At 64.6% G+C, this 16,732-nt stretch carries 16 protein-coding genes; 3 read left to right on the top strand and 13 right to left on the bottom strand.

The genetic code is table 11. The annotated features are described in order from the left end of the window. Positions 1-131 precede the first annotated feature (131 nt). Positions 132-443 (top strand): ribbon-helix-helix domain-containing protein, encoded by a 312-nt coding sequence (locus ACSKB8_RS16095; RefSeq protein WP_370986325.1) that lies wholly within the window; start codon positions 132-134, stop codon positions 441-443. A 228-nt stretch (positions 444-671) separates the two neighbouring features. Here the strand turns inward: ACSKB8_RS16095 and ACSKB8_RS16090 are convergent, their stop codons facing one another. Genes ACSKB8_RS16090 through ACSKB8_RS16075 form a run of 4 tightly spaced genes read right to left on the bottom strand, consistent with a single transcriptional unit; the run spans position 672 to position 3,646 of the window. Further along, positions 672-2,240, bottom strand: a complete 1,569-nt coding sequence (locus ACSKB8_RS16090; protein ID WP_091886843.1) for a GMC family oxidoreductase — start codon at positions 2,238-2,240, stop codon at positions 672-674. Between the two features lie 28 nt (positions 2,241-2,268). Continuing rightward, a complete protein-coding gene (locus ACSKB8_RS16085) occupies positions 2,269-2,817 on the bottom strand; it encodes a gluconate 2-dehydrogenase subunit 3 family protein (RefSeq protein WP_438105166.1) in 549 nt (182 codons plus the stop codon). A gap of 46 nt (positions 2,818-2,863) precedes the next feature. Continuing rightward, the gene (locus ACSKB8_RS16080; RefSeq protein WP_438105164.1) at positions 2,864-3,259 is read right to left on the bottom strand and encodes a VOC family protein; all 396 of its coding nucleotides are present in this window, start codon (positions 3,257-3,259) and stop codon (positions 2,864-2,866) included. Then, positions 3,260-3,646: a c-type cytochrome gene (locus ACSKB8_RS16075; RefSeq protein ID WP_438105162.1), complete on the bottom strand. Its 387-nt coding sequence runs from the start codon at positions 3,644-3,646 to the stop codon at positions 3,260-3,262. Between the two features lie 310 nt (positions 3,647-3,956). On the opposite strand from ACSKB8_RS16075, the gene ACSKB8_RS16070 reads away from it, so the two are divergent. Beyond that, positions 3,957-4,262: a hypothetical protein gene (locus tag ACSKB8_RS16070; protein WP_128931408.1), complete on the top strand. Its 306-nt coding sequence runs from the start codon at positions 3,957-3,959 to the stop codon at positions 4,260-4,262. A gap of 59 nt (positions 4,263-4,321) precedes the next feature. On the opposite strand, the gene arfB is transcribed toward ACSKB8_RS16070, so the two are convergent. From arfB to ACSKB8_RS16035, 7 genes are all read right to left on the bottom strand, one after another. Further along, positions 4,322-4,738 (bottom strand): alternative ribosome rescue aminoacyl-tRNA hydrolase ArfB, encoded by a 417-nt coding sequence (gene arfB, locus ACSKB8_RS16065; RefSeq protein WP_128931409.1) that lies wholly within the window; start codon positions 4,736-4,738, stop codon positions 4,322-4,324. 185 nt (positions 4,739-4,923) lie between these two features. Further along, a complete protein-coding gene (locus tag ACSKB8_RS16060) occupies positions 4,924-6,297 on the bottom strand; it encodes a M16 family metallopeptidase (RefSeq protein WP_438105160.1) in 1,374 nt (457 codons plus the stop codon). Further along, positions 6,294-7,688 (bottom strand): M16 family metallopeptidase, encoded by a 1,395-nt coding sequence (locus tag ACSKB8_RS16055; protein ID WP_438105158.1) that lies wholly within the window; start codon positions 7,686-7,688, stop codon positions 6,294-6,296. Before ACSKB8_RS16055 ends, ACSKB8_RS16060 begins: the two co-directional genes overlap by 4 nt. 203 nt (positions 7,689-7,891) lie before the next feature. Next, positions 7,892-8,617 carry a hypothetical protein gene (locus tag ACSKB8_RS16050; protein ID WP_438105157.1) on the bottom strand — a complete coding sequence of 242 codons (726 nt, stop codon included), beginning with the start codon at positions 8,615-8,617 and terminating at the stop codon, positions 7,892-7,894. 95 nt (positions 8,618-8,712) lie between these two features. Continuing rightward, the gene (gene lspA, locus ACSKB8_RS16045; RefSeq protein WP_438105155.1) at positions 8,713-9,207 is read right to left on the bottom strand and encodes a signal peptidase II; all 495 of its coding nucleotides are present in this window, start codon (positions 9,205-9,207) and stop codon (positions 8,713-8,715) included. A gap of 173 nt (positions 9,208-9,380) precedes the next feature. Further along, entirely contained in the window at positions 9,381-12,389 is a 3,009-nt protein-coding gene (gene ileS / locus ACSKB8_RS16040) for an isoleucine--tRNA ligase (RefSeq protein WP_438105153.1), read from the bottom strand. A gap of 206 nt (positions 12,390-12,595) precedes the next feature. Beyond that, positions 12,596-13,567, bottom strand: a complete 972-nt coding sequence (locus ACSKB8_RS16035; RefSeq protein WP_091886817.1) for a bifunctional riboflavin kinase/FAD synthetase — start codon at positions 13,565-13,567, stop codon at positions 12,596-12,598. Positions 13,568-13,794: 227 nt separating this feature from the next. On the opposite strand from ACSKB8_RS16035, the gene ACSKB8_RS16030 reads away from it, so the two are divergent. Beyond that, positions 13,795-14,190 carry a response regulator gene (locus ACSKB8_RS16030; protein ID WP_008567674.1) on the top strand — a complete coding sequence of 132 codons (396 nt, stop codon included), beginning with the start codon at positions 13,795-13,797 and terminating at the stop codon, positions 14,188-14,190. A 161-nt stretch (positions 14,191-14,351) separates the two neighbouring features. Here ACSKB8_RS16030 and ACSKB8_RS16025 read toward each other — a convergent pair whose 3' ends face one another. Continuing rightward, entirely contained in the window at positions 14,352-15,206 is an 855-nt protein-coding gene (locus ACSKB8_RS16025) for a TIGR01459 family HAD-type hydrolase (RefSeq protein ID WP_370986316.1), read from the bottom strand. 15 nt (positions 15,207-15,221) lie between these two features. Further along, on the bottom strand, positions 15,222-16,697 hold the full coding sequence (locus ACSKB8_RS16020; RefSeq protein WP_438105152.1) for an EAL domain-containing protein: 1,476 nt from the start codon (positions 16,695-16,697) through the stop codon (positions 15,222-15,224). Positions 16,698-16,732: the final 35 nt, after the last annotated feature.

The raw sequence follows: 16,732 nt of genomic DNA, 5'->3' as shown, positions 1-16,732 counted from the left end.
CATTGAAGACATTGGGCGTTCGAGGAAATTCCGCAACCGGGATGAACGCACCTCCGGCCACCGTCGTGATTGTGAGGTGCCGGGGAGCGGTGTAGCATCGTGAAAAAATGGCAACAGGACGGGAGGACGCCATGTGCCATCTCTTCGCGCACCAGCCCCAACGCGACTACGAATCACAGACCCGTTCTCTAAGGATCGGCGGGCACTGCACCTCGATCCGGCTGGAAATGGCGTTCTGGGACACGCTGGAGGAGATCGCGGCCAAGGAGAGCATGAGCCTCGGCAAGTTCCTGACGACACTCTACAACGAGGTGCTCGACCATCATGGCGAGGTCAACAATTTCGCCTCGCTGCTGCGTTGCTCGTGTCTGATCTACCGCTCCCGGAGCATGGTGCCGGAGTTCAAGGCCACGGTGGAGCCGATTCTCGACGCGGCGGAATAGACGTTCCAGCAAAGTGCGTAGGCCGGATGGAGCGAAGCGCAATCCAGGATTCGAGCCACAGGTGAAAGCGGCCCCGGATTGCGCTGCGCTCCATCCGGGCTACGGGACTACAATACTCCCTCTGGCGTCATTGCGAGGAGCTCTTGCGACGAAGCAATCCAGACTGTCGCTGCGGAAAGATCCTGGATTGCTTCGCTGCGCTCGCAATGACGGCGAGGGCGCCCGGCCTCAAATCTCCTTCTTCTGCATCGCGCCGGCGATGTAGTCGGCCTGCCGGATGGCCAGCGCGACGATGGTCAGCGTCGGGTTGCAGGCGGCGCCGCTGGTGAACTGGCTGCCGTCGGAGACGAACAGGTTCTTGATGTCGTGGCTCTGACCAAACTTGTTGACCACCCCGTCCCGCGGTTTCTCGCTCATCCGGTTGGTGCCAAGATTGTGCGTGCTCGGATAGGGCGGCGTCGGATAGGTCACGGTGGCGCCGACGGCGTCGTAGACTGCAGCGCCTTGCTTGTAGGCGTGGGCCCGCATTGCGACGTCGTTGGGATGATCGTCGAAATGCACGCTCGCGACCGGCTGTCCGAACTTGTCCTTCACGACAGGGTCGAGCGTGATGCGGTTGGTCTCCTGCGGCATGTCCTCGCCGACCAGCCACATGCCGGCCATCCTGGGATAACCGTCGAGTGCTGAGGTGAACGGGCGGCCCCAGGCGCCGGGATTGAGGAACGCCGCCATGAAGGGCAGGCCGATCGACAGCGTCTCCATCTCGTAGCCGCCGACGAATCCGCGCTTCGGATTGTTAGCGGCCTCATCGCGGATGATGCCGGCCATGGTGGTGCCGCGATACATGTGCACCGACTTTTCGAACACGGCGTAGACGCTGCCGGTCATGTGACGCATGTAGTTGCGGCCGACCTGGCCGCTCGAATTGGCGAGACCGTCGGGGAACATGGTCGAGGCGCTGTTGAGCAGCAACCGCGGGCTTTCGATCGAATTGCCGGCCACCGCGACGATGCGCGCCTTCTGGCGCTGCATTGCGCCATTTTCGTCGGCGTACACGACGCCGGTCACCTTGCCGCTCGCATCGTGCTCGATCTTGACCACCATGCTGCCGGGGCGGACTTCGAGATTGCCGGTCGCCTCGCCCTTCGGGATCTCAGTGTAGAGCGTCGACCATTTCGCGCCGGATTTGCAGCCCTGGAAGCAGAAGCCGATCTGCTGGCAGGAGCCGCGCCCGTCGCGCGGCTGGCTGTTGATCGCCATGTTGCCGGTGTGCACGGTCTTGTAGCCGAGCTTTTTCGCGCCGGCCTCCAGCACCTTGAAGTTATTGTTGCCGGGAAGCCCGGGAATGCCGTTGGTGCGGGTCACGCCCATCTTGTTCTCGGCCTTGGCGTACCACGGCTCCATCTCCGCGAGCGTGACCGGCCAGTCCAGCAGATTCGCGCCGGGAATGTTGCCGTAGGTGCTCTTCACCCTGAACTCGTGCTCGTCAAAGCGCAGCGAGGCGCCGGCCCAATGCACGGTGGAGCCGCCGACCGCCTTGACGATCCAGGCGGGAAGACCCGAGAAGTCCTTGGCGACGCGCCACGTGCCTGAGGTGGTGCGGGCATCGGTCCAGGCGAGCTGCGAGAAGCTCTCCCATTCGTCGTTGATGAAGTCGTGGTTCTCGATGCGGGGACCTGCCTCGAGAATGACGACCTTGACGCCTTTCTGCGCGAGCTCGTTGCCCAGCGTGCCGCCGCCGGCGCCGGAGCCGACGATCACCACAACGCTGGAGTCGTTCAGATCGAATTTTGCCATATGCGTTCTCCTGAACCGTTGGGTGACGTTAAGCCTTCGGCAGCCAGTCGATGTCGGCAAAGCCGCGGTTGATGTATCCGCCATGCTCGGCCGAGGAGCCCTCGTAGCCGAACCGCGGCCAGACCTCTTTTTGGTTGTAGAGCGAGACGACGAGATCGCCGCGCACCTTCTGGAAGAAGTCGCTCTGCTCGATCTCCTTCAGCAACACCACGCGGTCGGCTTCCCAGGGCACCTCGGCGTAAGCCACCTTGTGGCGATCGCGCGCGTTCTGGTCGAGCCGCGTGATGCCGTCGCTGATCAGCGATTTGACGGCGGGATCTTTGGCCGCCTTGCTATCCCACGGCTTGATCGCGGTGATATAGTAGCTGTCGCCGAGCACATCGTGCGGATAGATGTCGCGCGCGACCTTCAGCAGTGTCTTCATTGTCGCGGGCGACAGAGCGCTCGCTTCATCTGCCCAGGCATTGTCGATGCTGACACCGACGCTGGTCGCGACGGCCGCGACCGGTACGGCGGTTGCCGCGCCCTTGAGAAAGACGCGGCGGCTGTGCTTGCTTCGACGGTCGACTTCTCTCATGGCATGTCCTCCTTCAATTCTTGTGATTTGGATTATCGTGATTTGATCAATTGAAACGGCCGCCCCGCTGGATCACCTCGATCTTGTAGCCATCGGGATCATTGACGAAGAAGAAGCGCGCCAGCGTCCTGCCGTCGTGCTTGAAGTCGCGTAAAGGGCCCGGCGCGAGCTGCTCGCGCTCGAAGCGGGCATGTTCGGCGTCGAGGTCTTCGACCACGACGGCGAGATGGCCGTAGCCGTCGCCGAGCTGGTACGGCTCCTTGCGATCGAAATTCACCGTCAGCTCGAGCTCGAAAGGTGAGGAGGGGTGACGCAGATAGATCAGGGCGAAATCCGCGAATTTCAGATGGTCGACGACCTCTAAGCCGAAGGCGCGCCTGTAGAAGTCGAGCGATCGCGCTTCGTCGCGCACGCGGATCATGGAATGGACGGGCTTTGCCATTCAGTTCTGCTCCTTGAGATAAGTGATGATGGCAGCGCGTGTCTCCGGCTTCGCCTGCCGGTAGGCCATGACCACGCCGGGGACGACCGCTTGAGGATTGGCCAGCCAGGCGTCGAGCTTTGCCTCGTCCCAGGCGAAGTCGGCCTTCGCGAGATTCTCCGAGTAGCGAAAGCCGTCGAGCTTGCCGGCGGGCCGGCCCACGATCTTGACCAGAGGCGGACCCTGCCGCATCGGCTCCGTCAGGCTGGTGGTGTGGCACACTGCGCATTGCTGTTTGAAGAGTGTCGCGCCATCCGGCGGTTTTGCCGCCGGCAAAGGCATCTGCGCGCCGGCAACCCGCATCATCAGCACCATCGCGGTGCACAATCCCAGCACGACTGCGCGCATCGCCAAGAGCTCGCCCCATCCACCTCGAAGTCAGCGTGCGCAAACTCTAGGCGGCGTCCGAGATGCGGTGGTAGTAGCGGGCTGTTTCGCTGCAAGCGGGGGCTCGCGCGTGGCGTGTGTTCCGCGCTGCCGCATATGAGGAGCACAATTCCGCGAAACCGCCCAGAAATCCCTAAACGATGACCACACGACGCAGGTTGCATCACAACCGCGCCGTTCAATCTCTCTTTGCGATGAACTGGTCCGGTGCAGGCGAGCGGCGCAGGGATGCCGCCGTGCCGTTCATCGCGAAAAAATCCAGGAGAAATGGATGAAGTTGGTGAAGACCTCTGCAATCGCATGCGCTCTCTCGGCCCTCATTGCGACGCCTGTTCTCGCGCAAGGTACGTCATCTGGCGTCAAGCCCGGAGGCACCGTGCAAAGCAAACCCATGCAGGGCGGCACGGTGGGCAGCGAGGATGATGATGTCGGCGCGCAGCAGGGGGCTGCCGGCGAGAAGGTCGGCGTGAAGTCGACCAAGGGTAAAGGTACCGCCGGAACCACTGGCAGCGCGACACGTAAGGGCACGGCCGACGATGCGGCTACGGGCGGTGCTGCGACCGGCAAGCGCTACTGACGCCAGCTTACGAACCGGCAAACCTTCGGTCGCTCCGCGACCGAAGGTTTTTTGCTTGATCAATCGTCGAAGCGGCCACCGCGTCCGGCCTTGATGTCGCTACGCCGCTTCTTGCCTTCGAGCCGGCGCTGCTTGGACGCGAAGGTCGGCCGTGTCGCGCGCCGCGGGATCGGGCGCACCATCGCCTCGCGCAGCATCTCGACCAGCCGGTCGATGGCATCCTGCCGGTTGCGCTCCTGGGTGCGGAAGCGCTGGGCGTGGATCACGATCACGCCATCCTTGGTCATGCGCTGTCCGGCGATGCGGGCAAGCCGGATGGCGGCATCCTCCGGAAGGGTCAGTTTGCGCGTGTCGAAGCGCAGTTGCGCTGAAGTCGCGACTTTGTTGACGTTCTGTCCGCCGGGCCCGGAGGCGCGGACAAAGCCGATCTCGATGTCGTCCTCGTCGATGACGAGATCGCGGGATATCCGCAGCATGATGGCACCATTCGTGACGTCCGGACATATCGCGAACGTCTACGTTCGGCAATGGTGCATCGTGGAAACGCAAATGGCGGGGACCCGGCTCCGCCATGGCTTCGCCGGGCTTTGAGTGCTGGGCCGGCGAAGCCGCAGGCGGAGACAGCGAGCCCGGCCATTTCAGGAGACGCTTTATCGGATCGTCAGTTCGACTTCGTCGCCGGTACCGCCACCGGCTGCGCGGCGGCCTGCGGGGCGCGGCCGACGACGACGGTGAGGAGGCCTTGGTCCCACAGACGCTTCGCGGCAGCCTTGGCGTCGTCCAGCGTCACCGCATCGACGATGGCGTTGCGCTTCTCGATATAGTCGATCGGCAGCTTGTCCTGCTGATACTGCAACAGCGCTTGCGCCAGCTTGGAGGAGGTGTCCAGCGCCAGCATCTGCGAGCCCTTGAGGTAGGACTTGGCCTCGTCGAGCTCCTTCTGTGTCGGGCCCTCCTCGGCGATGCGGCGGACCTCCTTCTCGATGGCGTCGATGGTGTCGCCGGCGCGGTCGGCGCGCGTGCCGGTATTGCCGATGAACAGCGCGGAATGCTCCATCCACAGCAGCGATTCGTAGACGGAATAGGCCAGCCCGCGCTTCTCGCGGACCTCGCGATAGAGCCGGGAGGACAATCCGCCGCCGCCGAGGATGTGGTTGACAACGTAGGCAGCCATGAAGTTGGGATCGCTGCGCTTCACGCCGGGGCCACCGAAGGTGATCACGGTCTGCGGCACGTCGAGCGTCACGAAGGCGCGCTGCGGCGGCTTTGCGGCATCGACGTCGGGGACCGGCGTGAGGTTGGCCTTGGCGGGCAGGCTACCAAAGGTGTGGTCGAGCAGCTTGCCGAGTGTGGCCGGATCGACGTCGCCGACGACCGCGATCTTCAGCCCATCCTTGGCGAGCACGCGGCCGACATAGTCCTTCAAGTCGGCGACCGTGATGGTGGGCACGTTATCGAGGTTGCCGTTGGTCTGCCGGCCGTACGGGTGATCGCCGAAGGCGACCTCGAGGAACTTGCGGCTCGCCAGCGATGTCGGATTGGTGGTCTCGCGGCGCAGTCCCGAGATGACCTGCGCGCGGATGCGCTCGACGTCGGCCGTATCGAAATGCGGCGATGTCAGCGCCATCCTGAGCAGATCGAAGGCCTCGTCCTTGTTGTCGCGCAACATGCGCAGGCTGCCGCGGAAGGTGTCGCGGGTGGCGTTGAAGGAGAGTTCGATGGCGCGGCGGTCGAGCCGTTCATGGAACGTCTTGGAGTCGAGATCGCCGGAGCCCTCGTCGAGGAGGTCGCCGACGAGGTTGGCGACGCCCGATTTGTCTTTGGGATCCTGCGCCGAGCCGCCGGCGAAGGAATATTCCATGGCGATCAGCGGCACGGTTGCGTCCTGCACGAACCAAGCCTCGATGCCGCCCGGAGAGATCAGATGCTGGATCTTTGCGGCTGCATGCGACGGCGAGACCGCGGCCAGTACGAGGGCCGCGCCGGTAACGAAGGACAGCGCGAAGTGACGCGCGCGGAGGAAGGGATAGGTCACGAACGCTTCTCCTCGCGCTTGGCGGTGGCGGTGTCCTTGATCAGATAGCCCGTCACCGAGCGCTTCTTCTCGAGCCATTTCTGCGCAACGGCGCGAACCTGCTCGGCAGTGACTGCGCGGATGCGGTCGGGCCAGCTCCTGATGTCCTCGATCGACAGGCCTGTGGTCAGCGCGCCGCCATACCAGCGCGCCAGCACTGCCTGGTTGTCCTGGGCATAGATCGCTTCCGCAATGAGCTGAGTCTTGACCCGCTCCAGATCCTCGGCGCGGATCGGGTTCTGCGCGACATTGGCGATGACGCCGTCGACCGCCTGCTCGACCTCTGCGAAGCTGACGCCGGGTTTCGGTGCGGCCGAGATCGCGAACTGGGTCGGGTCGAGCGAGATGCTCGAATAGCTGGCGTTGGCCGAGACCGCGAGCGGCTTGTCGACGACGAGGGCGCGGTAGAGATAGGAATTGCTGCCGCTGCCCATCAGCTGCGCGAGCACGTCGAGGGCCGCGCTCTCGCCGGCTGCGGCCGTGGTCGCCGAGGGCACGAGATAATAGCGCCGCAAGTTCGGCTGCTCGACCCGCGGATCGGCCAGCGTGACGGTGCGCGGTGCGGCCGGCTCCGGCTCCTGCGGACGAATGCGCCGCGCCGGGATGGCGGGCTGCGCCGGGATGGCGGCGAAATTGCGCTCGACCAGCGGGCGGATTTCAGCGGCGTCGACGTCGCCGGCGATCACCAGGATCGCATTGTTCGGCGCGTAGAAGCGGCGGTAGAAGGCGAGCGCATCCTCGCGATCGAGCTTTTCGATCTCCTGGTGCCAGCCGATCACCGGCCGGCCGTAAGGGTGGTTGAGATAGAGCGCGGCCATGATCTGCTCGTTCAGCCGCGCATCCGGATTGTTGGCGACGCGCATGTTGTACTCTTCGAGCACGACGTCGCGCTCGGGCAGCACGTTCTCGTCCTTGAGGATGAGGCCGGTCATGCGATCGGCCTCGAACTCCATCATGGTCGGCAACTGCTCGCGCGGAACGCGCTGGTAGTAATTGGTGTAGTCGACCGAGGTCGAGGCGTTCTCGTTGCCGCCGACGCGGAGCACGGTCTGCGAGAATTCGCCGACGGGATGCTTCGAGGTGCCCTTGAACATCAGGTGCTCGAGGAAATGCGCGAGGCCGGATTTGCCCGGCGTCTCGTCGGCCGAGCCGACCTTGTACCAGATCATCTCCGTGACCACGGGCGTGCGGTGATCCGGGATCACCACGACCTGCATGCCGTTGCTGAGCGTGAAGCTGGCGGGCGGGGCCGATGTTACCGTGGTCTGGGCGAGGGACGCGCCGGCCGTCAGGACACTCGTCGAAAGCAGCGCGGCAAGGAGGCAGGCAGCCGATCGGTAAGAGGACATCATGATCCCTAGTGAAAGGCCGAGGTCCGGATGTCCGGCTCGGAAGCACGGCATGCTACACCGTGCGGCTGAGGCTTCGCGTCACGAAGCAGAGAACTCAACGCGGAGGCAAGTTACTGATAAGCAATTTAGGAACCGCGTCCGGCGTGCACGAGCCGCCGGCGCAGGGTGCGGTTCTGTCAGGATGTCGCGGCGCGACAGGAACGTTATTGTTCCTTCTCCTTGCCGGACATGATGTCGAAATAGGTCCGTCGCGACTTGTCCGGCCCGGCGCCATAGGCGTAGTTCGGCGACGGCGTCTGATAGCCCGGCGGGGGCTCGACCAGCGATTGGCGCGGCGGCTCGCTAACGAATTTCTTCTCTTCGGAGCTGTTGCCGCCCTTCATCATGTTCCACAGACCACCGCTGTATCCGAGTTCGGCGGGGCTGAGCGACGGGTTGCCGTTGGTACCCGGCTGGATGGGATCATTGCTGGTGCGGGGGGCCGCGGCGACCTCACCCGCTTTCATCTCAGCGGGGGTCAGGGGCCGGGCGGCCTGCCAGTTCTCCGTCGCCTTGGTGGCTTTCTTGCGCGCGGCAATCGCTTCCTTGCGGCGCTTCTCGTCGGGGTCCTTCGGCCAGTTCGGCGCATTCGTGGCCTGGGTAGCGGCCGGCGGCGGCAGGTCGAGCTTGGGCGGCACGACCAGCGGCGAACGCTCACGGTACTCGATGCCGGGCTTCTCCATGCTCTTGGCGCCGAGGCCGGACATCAGATTGTCGATGAGCTTCTCTTCGAAGGTCATGTCGTCTTCCTCGTCGTCGTCACCGGCGCGGGCGGCGCCGGTCGACATGACGAGACCGATGCCGAGCGCGACAGCGGACAATTTCAATGCCCGCCAGACCCCCCATTTGGGGTCTCGAACCATTGAACCGCTGGTCTTCGAGCTGCGCATCACCATACCTGTTCCATATTGTGGCAGATTGCCGTTCGCACGCGGCTTGACCCCTTGCAAAAACGGGTTCCACCTGCCGGTCGTATCGGCCGGGATCAGGGCGCTTTTGCGGCGGGTACCCCCAGGAAGGAATCATACAATAGCGCCGCCACCCCAGCAACGATGGCCACGTCGGCGAGGTTAAACACGTACCAATTATAGGTATGTCCGCCGATTTCGATGTGAAACAGGGCGAAATCCACCACCGCACCATAGGCCAGGCGGTCGATGCCATTGCCGATGGCGCCCCCGATGATCAAGCCTAGCGCGGTGGTCGCGAGAAGGGTGTGGGAGCGGGCCATCCAGATCGCCAGTGCGACCACCGCGATAGCTTTGACGGCCATCAGCGCGAGCTGCGCCGCCTGGCCGTCGTTCTGGAGCCAGCCGAAGCTGATGCCGATGTTCCACGCCAGCACCAGATCGAAGAACGGTGTCACCCGCACCACGTCGCGATGAGCGAGGTCGAACACGTTCAGCAACCAAAGTTTGGAGGCCTGGTCGAGGACGAGTGTGACCAGGGCGGAGGTGATGCCGGCGCGGAGCGGGGTCATGCCGGGATGCCTGCCGTTAGCACCGGTGTCGTCCCGGCGAAGGCCGGGACCCATACCCCGAGGCGGATGTTGTTGGATCGACTCGGAGTCATCAGTGTTCACGACGATCAGCTGCGGTGGTTATGGGTCCGGCCCCCGTGCGCAATTGCGCACTAGGCCGGGACGACACCTGGTTAGAGCTGCACCCCCAGCGCCTTCCATTCGCGCAGCGCCTGAGCGTCGCGCGGGGTGACGTCGGGGTATTCGGGGTCTTCGCCCACCGTCGGTGAGATCTTCCAGGAGCGGGCGCATTTGGTGCCGACCGCCTTCTCGACGACGACTGCGACGCCGGGCACGGCATCGAGACGGAACGCGGAAGCCGGCGCCTCGCCCTCACGCACCTCGTAGTTCGAGGTGATGCAGACTTCGGCGAGATCGACGTCGAACAACGTCGCCAGCATGGCCCGGTCGGCGAGATAGATCACCGGCGAGGCCTCCAGCGACGAGCCGATATTCTTGGCGGCGCGTTCGAGCTCGAGCGCGCCGGTGACGACGCGGCGCACGTTGCGGATCGTCTCCCACTTCGCCGCGAGCTTGTCGTCGCGCAAGCTTTCGAGATCGTTCGGGAACAGCGTCAGATGCACGGACGGCTCGGCGTCGGGCCGGTACATGCGCCAGCCTTCCTCCGCGGTGAAGCTGAGGATCGGCGCCAGCCATTTCAGGATCGAGGCGCACAACAGGTCGATGGTTGTCAGCGCCGCCTTGCGCGTCAGCGAAGAGGGCGGATCGCAATACAGCGTGTCCTTGCGGATGTCGAAGTAGAAGGCTGACAGCTCGCTGTTGAGGAAGGCGGACAGAATAGCCACCACGCTCTTGAAGTCGAACTCCCGATAAGCCTTGTCGATGGCGGCAGCGCGGATCGCGAGCTCGTGCAGCATCAGCCGCTCGAGCTCGGGCATGTCGGCAGGGGCGACCGCGTCGGCCGGCTTATAGTGATGCAGCGTGCCGAGCATCCAGCGCACGGTGTTGCGCAGTTTGCGATAGGTCTCGACGGTATTCTTCAGGATCTCGGGGCCGATGCGCTGGTCGTCGGTGTAGTCGCAGGACGCAACCCAAAGTCTCAGGATGTTGGCGCCGGATTCCTTGATGACGGCCTGCGGCTCGATGGTGTTGCCGAGCGACTTCGACATCTTGCGGCCGTCCTCGGCCTGGGTGAAGCCGTGGGTCAGCACGATGTCGTAGGGCGCGCGACCGCGCGTGCCGCAGCTCTCCAGCAGCGAGGAGTGGAACCAGCCACGATGCTGGTCCGAGCCTTCGAGATACATCACCGTGTCGGTGCCGCCATCGACCTTGCGCTTGATGCCGGCGAGGCCCGGGAAATGCACGGGGTCTTCGAGCACGAAGGCGTGCGTCGAGCCGGAATCGAACCAGACGTCGAGAATGTCGTCGACCTTTTGCCAGTCTTCATTCGCGCGGGACCCGAGGAAGCGCTCGCGCGCTCCCTTCGCATACCAGGCGTCCGCGCCTTCCTTCTCGAAAGCTTCACCAATGCGCGTATTGACGGCCTCGTCCTGGAGGATCTCGGCCGATCCGTCGCCCTTCTCCCGTACGAACACGGCGATCGGCACGCCCCAGGCGCGCTGGCGCGAGATCACCCAGTCCGGGCGGGCCTCGATCATGCCATTGATGCGGTTCTCGCCCGACGGCGGCACCCATTGCGTCACCGAGATCGCGTGCAGCGCGCGCGCGCGGAGCGTGTCGCCGGACTTGGTCTTGCCGTCAGCGGCAACGTCCTTGTCCATCGCGATGAACCATTGGGGCGTGTTGCGGAAGATCACCGGCTTCTTGGAACGCCAGGAGTGCGGATATTGATGCTTCAGCCGACCGCGCGCGAGCAGCATGCCTCTTTCGACGAGCGCCTTGATCACGGCCTCGTTGGCGTCGCCCTTCTCGCCCTTGTCGTTGATGACGCGCTTGCCGGCAAAGCCCGGCGCATGATCGGTGTAGGCGCCGTTCTCGTCGACGGTATAGGGGATTGCCGTGTTGATGCCGCGCGCATCGAGATCGCGCGCCTGCGCCATCCACGCGTCAAAGTCCTCGCGGCCGTGGCCGGGCGCCGTGTGCACGAAGCCGGTGCCGGTGTCGTCCGTGACGTGATCACCGGGCAGCAGCGGGACGATGAAGTCGTAGCCGCCGGCGAGGCCCTTCAGCGGATGGGCGCATTCGATCGCGTCCATGGTGTCGCCGGGGACCTCGCGGACCTTCTCATAGGCCGTCACGCGCGCCTGCTTGAAGACTTCTTCAGCGAGCGCGTCGGCAAGGATGAGGAGGTCGCCGGTCTTGGCCCAATTGTCGGCGGGGGCGTCCGTCACCTTGTACAGGCCGTAGGCGATCTTCGGCGAGAACGAGATGGCGCGGTTGCCGGGCAGAGTCCAGGGCGTGGTGGTCCAGATCACCACGCTTGCGGAGGCAAGCGCGCCGTGCGCGGGCGAGGTGACCGGGAATTTCACCCACACCGTATCGGAGGTGTAGTCCTCGTATTCGACCTCGGCTTCGGCCAGCGCGGTCTTCTCGACCACGCTCCACATCACCGGCTTGGAGCCGCGATAGAGCGTGCCGTTGGCGGCGAACTTCATCAGCTCGCGCGCGATCTGGGCTTCGGCCGGAAAGCTCATGGTGGCGTAGGGATGATCCCAGTCGCCGATCACCCCCAAGCGTTTGAACTCCTCGCGCTGCACGCCGAGCCAGTGCGTGGCATAGGCCCGGCACTCCTTCCGGAAATCGATCATCGCGGCACTGTCGCGGAAGTCGGGCTTCTGCTTGCCCTTCTTGCGATAGTGCTCTTCCTCGACCTTCCACTCGATCGGCAGGCCGTGACAGTCCCAGCCCGGCACGTAGTTGGAATCGAAGCCGAGCATCTGCTGGCTCTTGGTGACGAGATCCTTCAGGATCTTGTTCAGCGCCGTGCCGATATGGATGTTGCCGTTGGCGTAGGGCGGGCCGTCATGCAGCACGAATTTGGCGCGACCCTTGGCGCTCTCGCGCAGCTTCTCGTAGAGGCCGATCTCGTACCAGCGCTTGAGGATCTCCGGCTCGCGCTGCGGCAGGCCGGCGCGCATCGGAAATTCGGTCTGCGGCAGGAACAGGGTTTTCGAATAGTCTTTGACTTCAGACTTTTGGGACTTCTGCGGCTTTTCGGACATGAGGCTGACTGGCTCGGAAGGGGCGCGGGAAAACGGATGGCGATAAGGAATCGCGGGGGTGAAACGACAACATCCCGGTCTTGCGCCGAGCCGAAGGCTCAGGCGGAAGCCGGGCCGCTAATCGCTATGATGCGCCGCGCAAACATGGGCTCTCCATAGCAGCCGGGCGGGGGAAGCGCAAAGGTTCGGGTGGCCCGGTTTCCGGCTTAATCGATCGCGCCAAGCTTCGGAAACGCGTCCGGGGCGGCGGCCAGCATGGCGCGGGCGCGGGCGGAATCGTCGTCCATCTGGCGGATCAGGGCCTCCAGGCTGTCGAATTTCAGCTCTTCGCGGATGAAGCCGACGAAGGCGCAGTCGAGCGCCTGCCCGTAGAGATCGCCCTTGAAGTCGAACAGGAAGATTTCCAGCAGCGGCGCGCCATTGTCGAAAGTCGGGCGGCGGCCGAAGCTCGCCACGCCGTCGAGGCGCTCGGCGCCGCGGCCGACCCGCACGGCGTAGATGCCGTGCTTCAGGCCGCAATTGGCGTCCAGACGGATGTTGGCGGTGGGATAGCCAAGGTCGCGGCCGCGCTTCTCACCGTGGATCACCTCGCCGGTGATGAACCAGGGGGCTCCCAGCATGGTGGTGGCTTCGTCGAGCTGGCCCTCGGCGAGGGCGATCCGGATCGCGCTGGAGGAGACCGGCCGCTCGTCGATATCGACATGGGGCTGCACGTCGACCTCGATGCCGAGCCGGGGCGCCTCGTTGACCAGCAGGCTCGGCGAGCCGACGCGACCTTTGCCGAAATGGAAGTCGTAACCGACGGCAATGCCGCTGACGCCGAGGCGTCCGATCAGGTCATGGTGAATGAAGTCTTGCGCGCTGGTTCCGGCGCGCGCCTTGTCGAAAGTCATGACCACGGCGCCGGCAAGGCCGGTGCCGGCCAAAAGCCGCAGTTTGGCCGGCTCATCCGTAAGGCGGAATTGCGGGGTGTTGGGGCTGAAAAACCGTCGCGGATGCGGTTCGAAGGTCAATGCCAGCGCAGGGCGGCCATGCGCGCGGCCCATTTCCAGGGCGGCCGCAATCACGGCGCGGTGACCGAGATGGACGCCGTCGAAATTGCCCATGGCGACCACGGCGCCCCTCGGAATCGCAGAGTCCGGCGTGGTGTCGCGGATGACGGTAAAATGCGGAGCCATCAGGGGAATTCTCGAAGCGGCGGGACAGGTCGGGACCGTGGCTCGACCGGCCTGACGAAGTCAAGCGGGGGAGCCGGGACATCGAACACGATTTCAGTCCTTTGGGGGCGTCCGCAGTTAACGCGCTGTTTAACGCCTTGATGCTAGTCCTTGAGCGTGGAACTGCCGGGCTTCGGGCCTGGCAGGTCCGATCGTAATATTCCTGGGTTTGCGTTGGGGGAGTCGAGATGGCGGTTGATTTGTCGATGCCGGTTCTGGTGGTGGACGACTACAGCACCATGATCCGTATCATCAGGAATCTGCTGAAGCAGCTTGGCTTCGAGAACATCGACGATGCCAGCGACGGTTCGGCAGCGCTGAACAAGATGCGCGGCAAGAAGTACGGGCTCGTGATCTCCGATTGGAACATGGAGCCGATGACGGGTTACGACCTCCTTCGCGAAGTGCGCGCGGATCCGAACCTCGCCACCACGCCCTTCATCATGATTACGGCCGAGTCCAAGACCGAGAACGTGATCGCGGCCAAGAAGGCCGGCGTGAACAATTACATCGTCAAGCCGTTCAACGCGGCGACGCTGAAGACCAAGATCGAGGCGGTCTTCCCGGACATGGCGAGCGCGTAAGGGCACCTGGCCTGAAAACAGTCATCCATTGAGATCGTCATGCCCGGGCTTGTCCCGGGCATCCACGTTCCTGGACATGCGAAGGACGGCGTGGATGGCCGGGTCAAGCTCGGCCATGACGAGGTCTGGAGCCCTGCAATTCGTCCAAGCTCGTGGTCGTGTCACCACTTCAATTCGCGCATGAGCGCCTTCGGCGGATGGCCGAACAATTCCATCACGGATGCCGGGTCGAGCTGGTCGAGACCCTCGAACTCCTCGGCATGGATGCCGCGGGTGACGAACAGGCAGTCGATGCCGAACTCGCGCGCGCCGGTGAGATCGGTGCGGACGGAATCGCCGATCGCCAAGACCTTTTTGCGATCAATTTGGTGTCCCTGGCGTTCGCCGGCGAGCGCCATCGCGCGCTCATAGATCGGCCGGTGCGGCTTGCCGTAGAAGATCACCTCGCCCCCGAGCTCACGATAGAGCTCGGCGATGGCGCCGGCGCAATAGATCAGCCGGTCGCCGCGTTCGACCACGATGTCGGGGTTGGCGCAGACCAGCGTCAGCTTGCGCTCGCGCGCCTTCAGCATCATGCCGCGATAGTCTTCCGCCGTCTCGGTCTCGTCGTCATAGAGGCCGGTGCAGACGATGTAATCGGCTTCCTCCAGCGGCGCGGTCGTCGCATCGAGGCCACGGTAGATCGAGTTGTCGCGCTCGGGGCCGAGCCAGAACATCTTGCGGCCGGGATGCTCGGCGACATAGAGCCGCGTCAGGTCGCCCGACGAGACGATCGCGTCATAGGTCTCGTCCGCGACACCGAGCTTGCGCAATTGCCGCTGCACGGAGTCGGCCGGGCGCGGCGCGTTGGTGATCAGGATCACCGTGCCGCCGCGGCTGCGATAGGTATGCAGCGCCTCGCAGGCCTCGGGGAAGGATTCGAGACCGTTATGGACCACGCCCCAGATGTCGCTGAGCACGACGTCAACGCCACCCACGAGCTCGCGCAGGCTTTCGGCAAAATGCAACGTGGTCATGATGCGCGCGGCCGATCAGATGCGGCGCGCGAGCGCCGCGTTGCCGGTGATGCGTTGTGGCGGAGGCGCTGAAGACGTCGCGCCTGAGCTGGATGTGCCGGAGCCATTGGATCCCTGGATGTCCTGCGCCTGGGTCGGCGCGGCCCCGCCGGTAGCAGATGCCCCTTCCGGCCGCAATGGCCGGGGCGGTGCGAACAGAAAGCCCTGGCCGAACCGCACGTCATAATCGAGCAGGTCCACCACCGCGCGCTCGCCCTCGATCCGCTCGGCGATCAGGTCGATGCCGAAGCGGCCGAGCAGATCGGAGAGGTCGGACGGGTGGATGTCCGAGGCCGAGGCTTGCTTCGGATCGAGCAGCAGCGTGGCCGGCACCTTGATGAAGCGTACGCCGCGGTCGGCGAGCTCGCGCGGCTCGATGCGCAAATCCGTGACATGGTCGATCGAGAAGCGGTAGCCGCGCTGGGCGAGTGCGGCGAGATTCTCGGTCTCGGCCGGGCCGAGGTTGCGGAAGGTCGACTGCTTGAACTCCAGCACCAGCGAGGGCGCCAGCGCCCGGTTGGCTTCGAGGAAGTCGAGGCATTGCGCGAAGGTGGTGGAATTGCCGAGCGTGGAGGCCGCGACATTGCAGAACACGCCGACATCCTTGTTGCGCACCATCAGGCGCCGCAGCACCTGCACACAGCGCAGCATCACCATGTTGTCGATGCGCCCGATCAGCCCGGAGGCTTCCGCGATGCTGATGAACTCCTCGGCGGCGATCAGCTGGTCGCGCTCGTCGCGCAGGCGCGTCACGGCCTCGTAGAACCGCACCTTGCGCTGCGGCAGCGTCACCATCGGCTGGAGGAAGATGTCGATGCGGTTCTCGTCGATCGCGTTGCGCAGCGTCGCCAGCAATTGGGTCTGGTTGCGGCCGTTGGCGACCTGGGTTGGGGCCGCCTGTGCGGGCCGCGGCTGCGCTGCGGGAGGCGGGGGCGCCACGGGCAACGGTGACGGGGCAGCCGGCCGCTCGTCGATCGTCGCGATCAGGTCGAGCGGCGCCACCGGCTCCTGCTTCTCGACCGGGCTTGCGGCTGATACCGGAGCGCCGCCAGCCAGCAGGTCCTCATGCGCCGAGACGGTGGTCGCGAGCTGCCTGACCAGTCCGCCGAGCTCGTTGATCTCGCCGACCACCGACTGGATGCGGTCGGAATTGGTCGAATTGGACGAGGCGATGCGTCCCTCGACCGCCGCGAGCCGGCGGCCGAACTCGGCCACCTGACGGGCGAGGTCGGCGGTGCCGCGCGAGAGGTCGGCGATCTGGCCGCCGACGTCGCTGCGGTCGCGCAGCCGCATCGACACCGCGTTGTAGAGGATCAGGAAGGTCAGCGCGGTCAGCGCTACGATCGCGGACTCGGTTCTGCTGATGCCGGCCACCGAATAGAGCATCAGCCCGAGCGAGGCCGCGACCAGAACCATGCAGATGGCGATGAAGATCGTCGAAATGCGAATCATGCCGCGCGTTACGCCTCAAGAGCTGACTGTCTTAC

Origin of the sequence: Bradyrhizobium sp. BR 1432 (genome assembly GCF_051547705.1) — a bacterium.
Classification (GTDB): Bacteria; Pseudomonadota; Alphaproteobacteria; order Rhizobiales; family Xanthobacteraceae; genus Bradyrhizobium; species Bradyrhizobium zhanjiangense.
The sequence above is the reverse complement of the archived record's forward strand: the minus strand, read 5'-3'. Positions and strand labels throughout refer to the sequence as shown.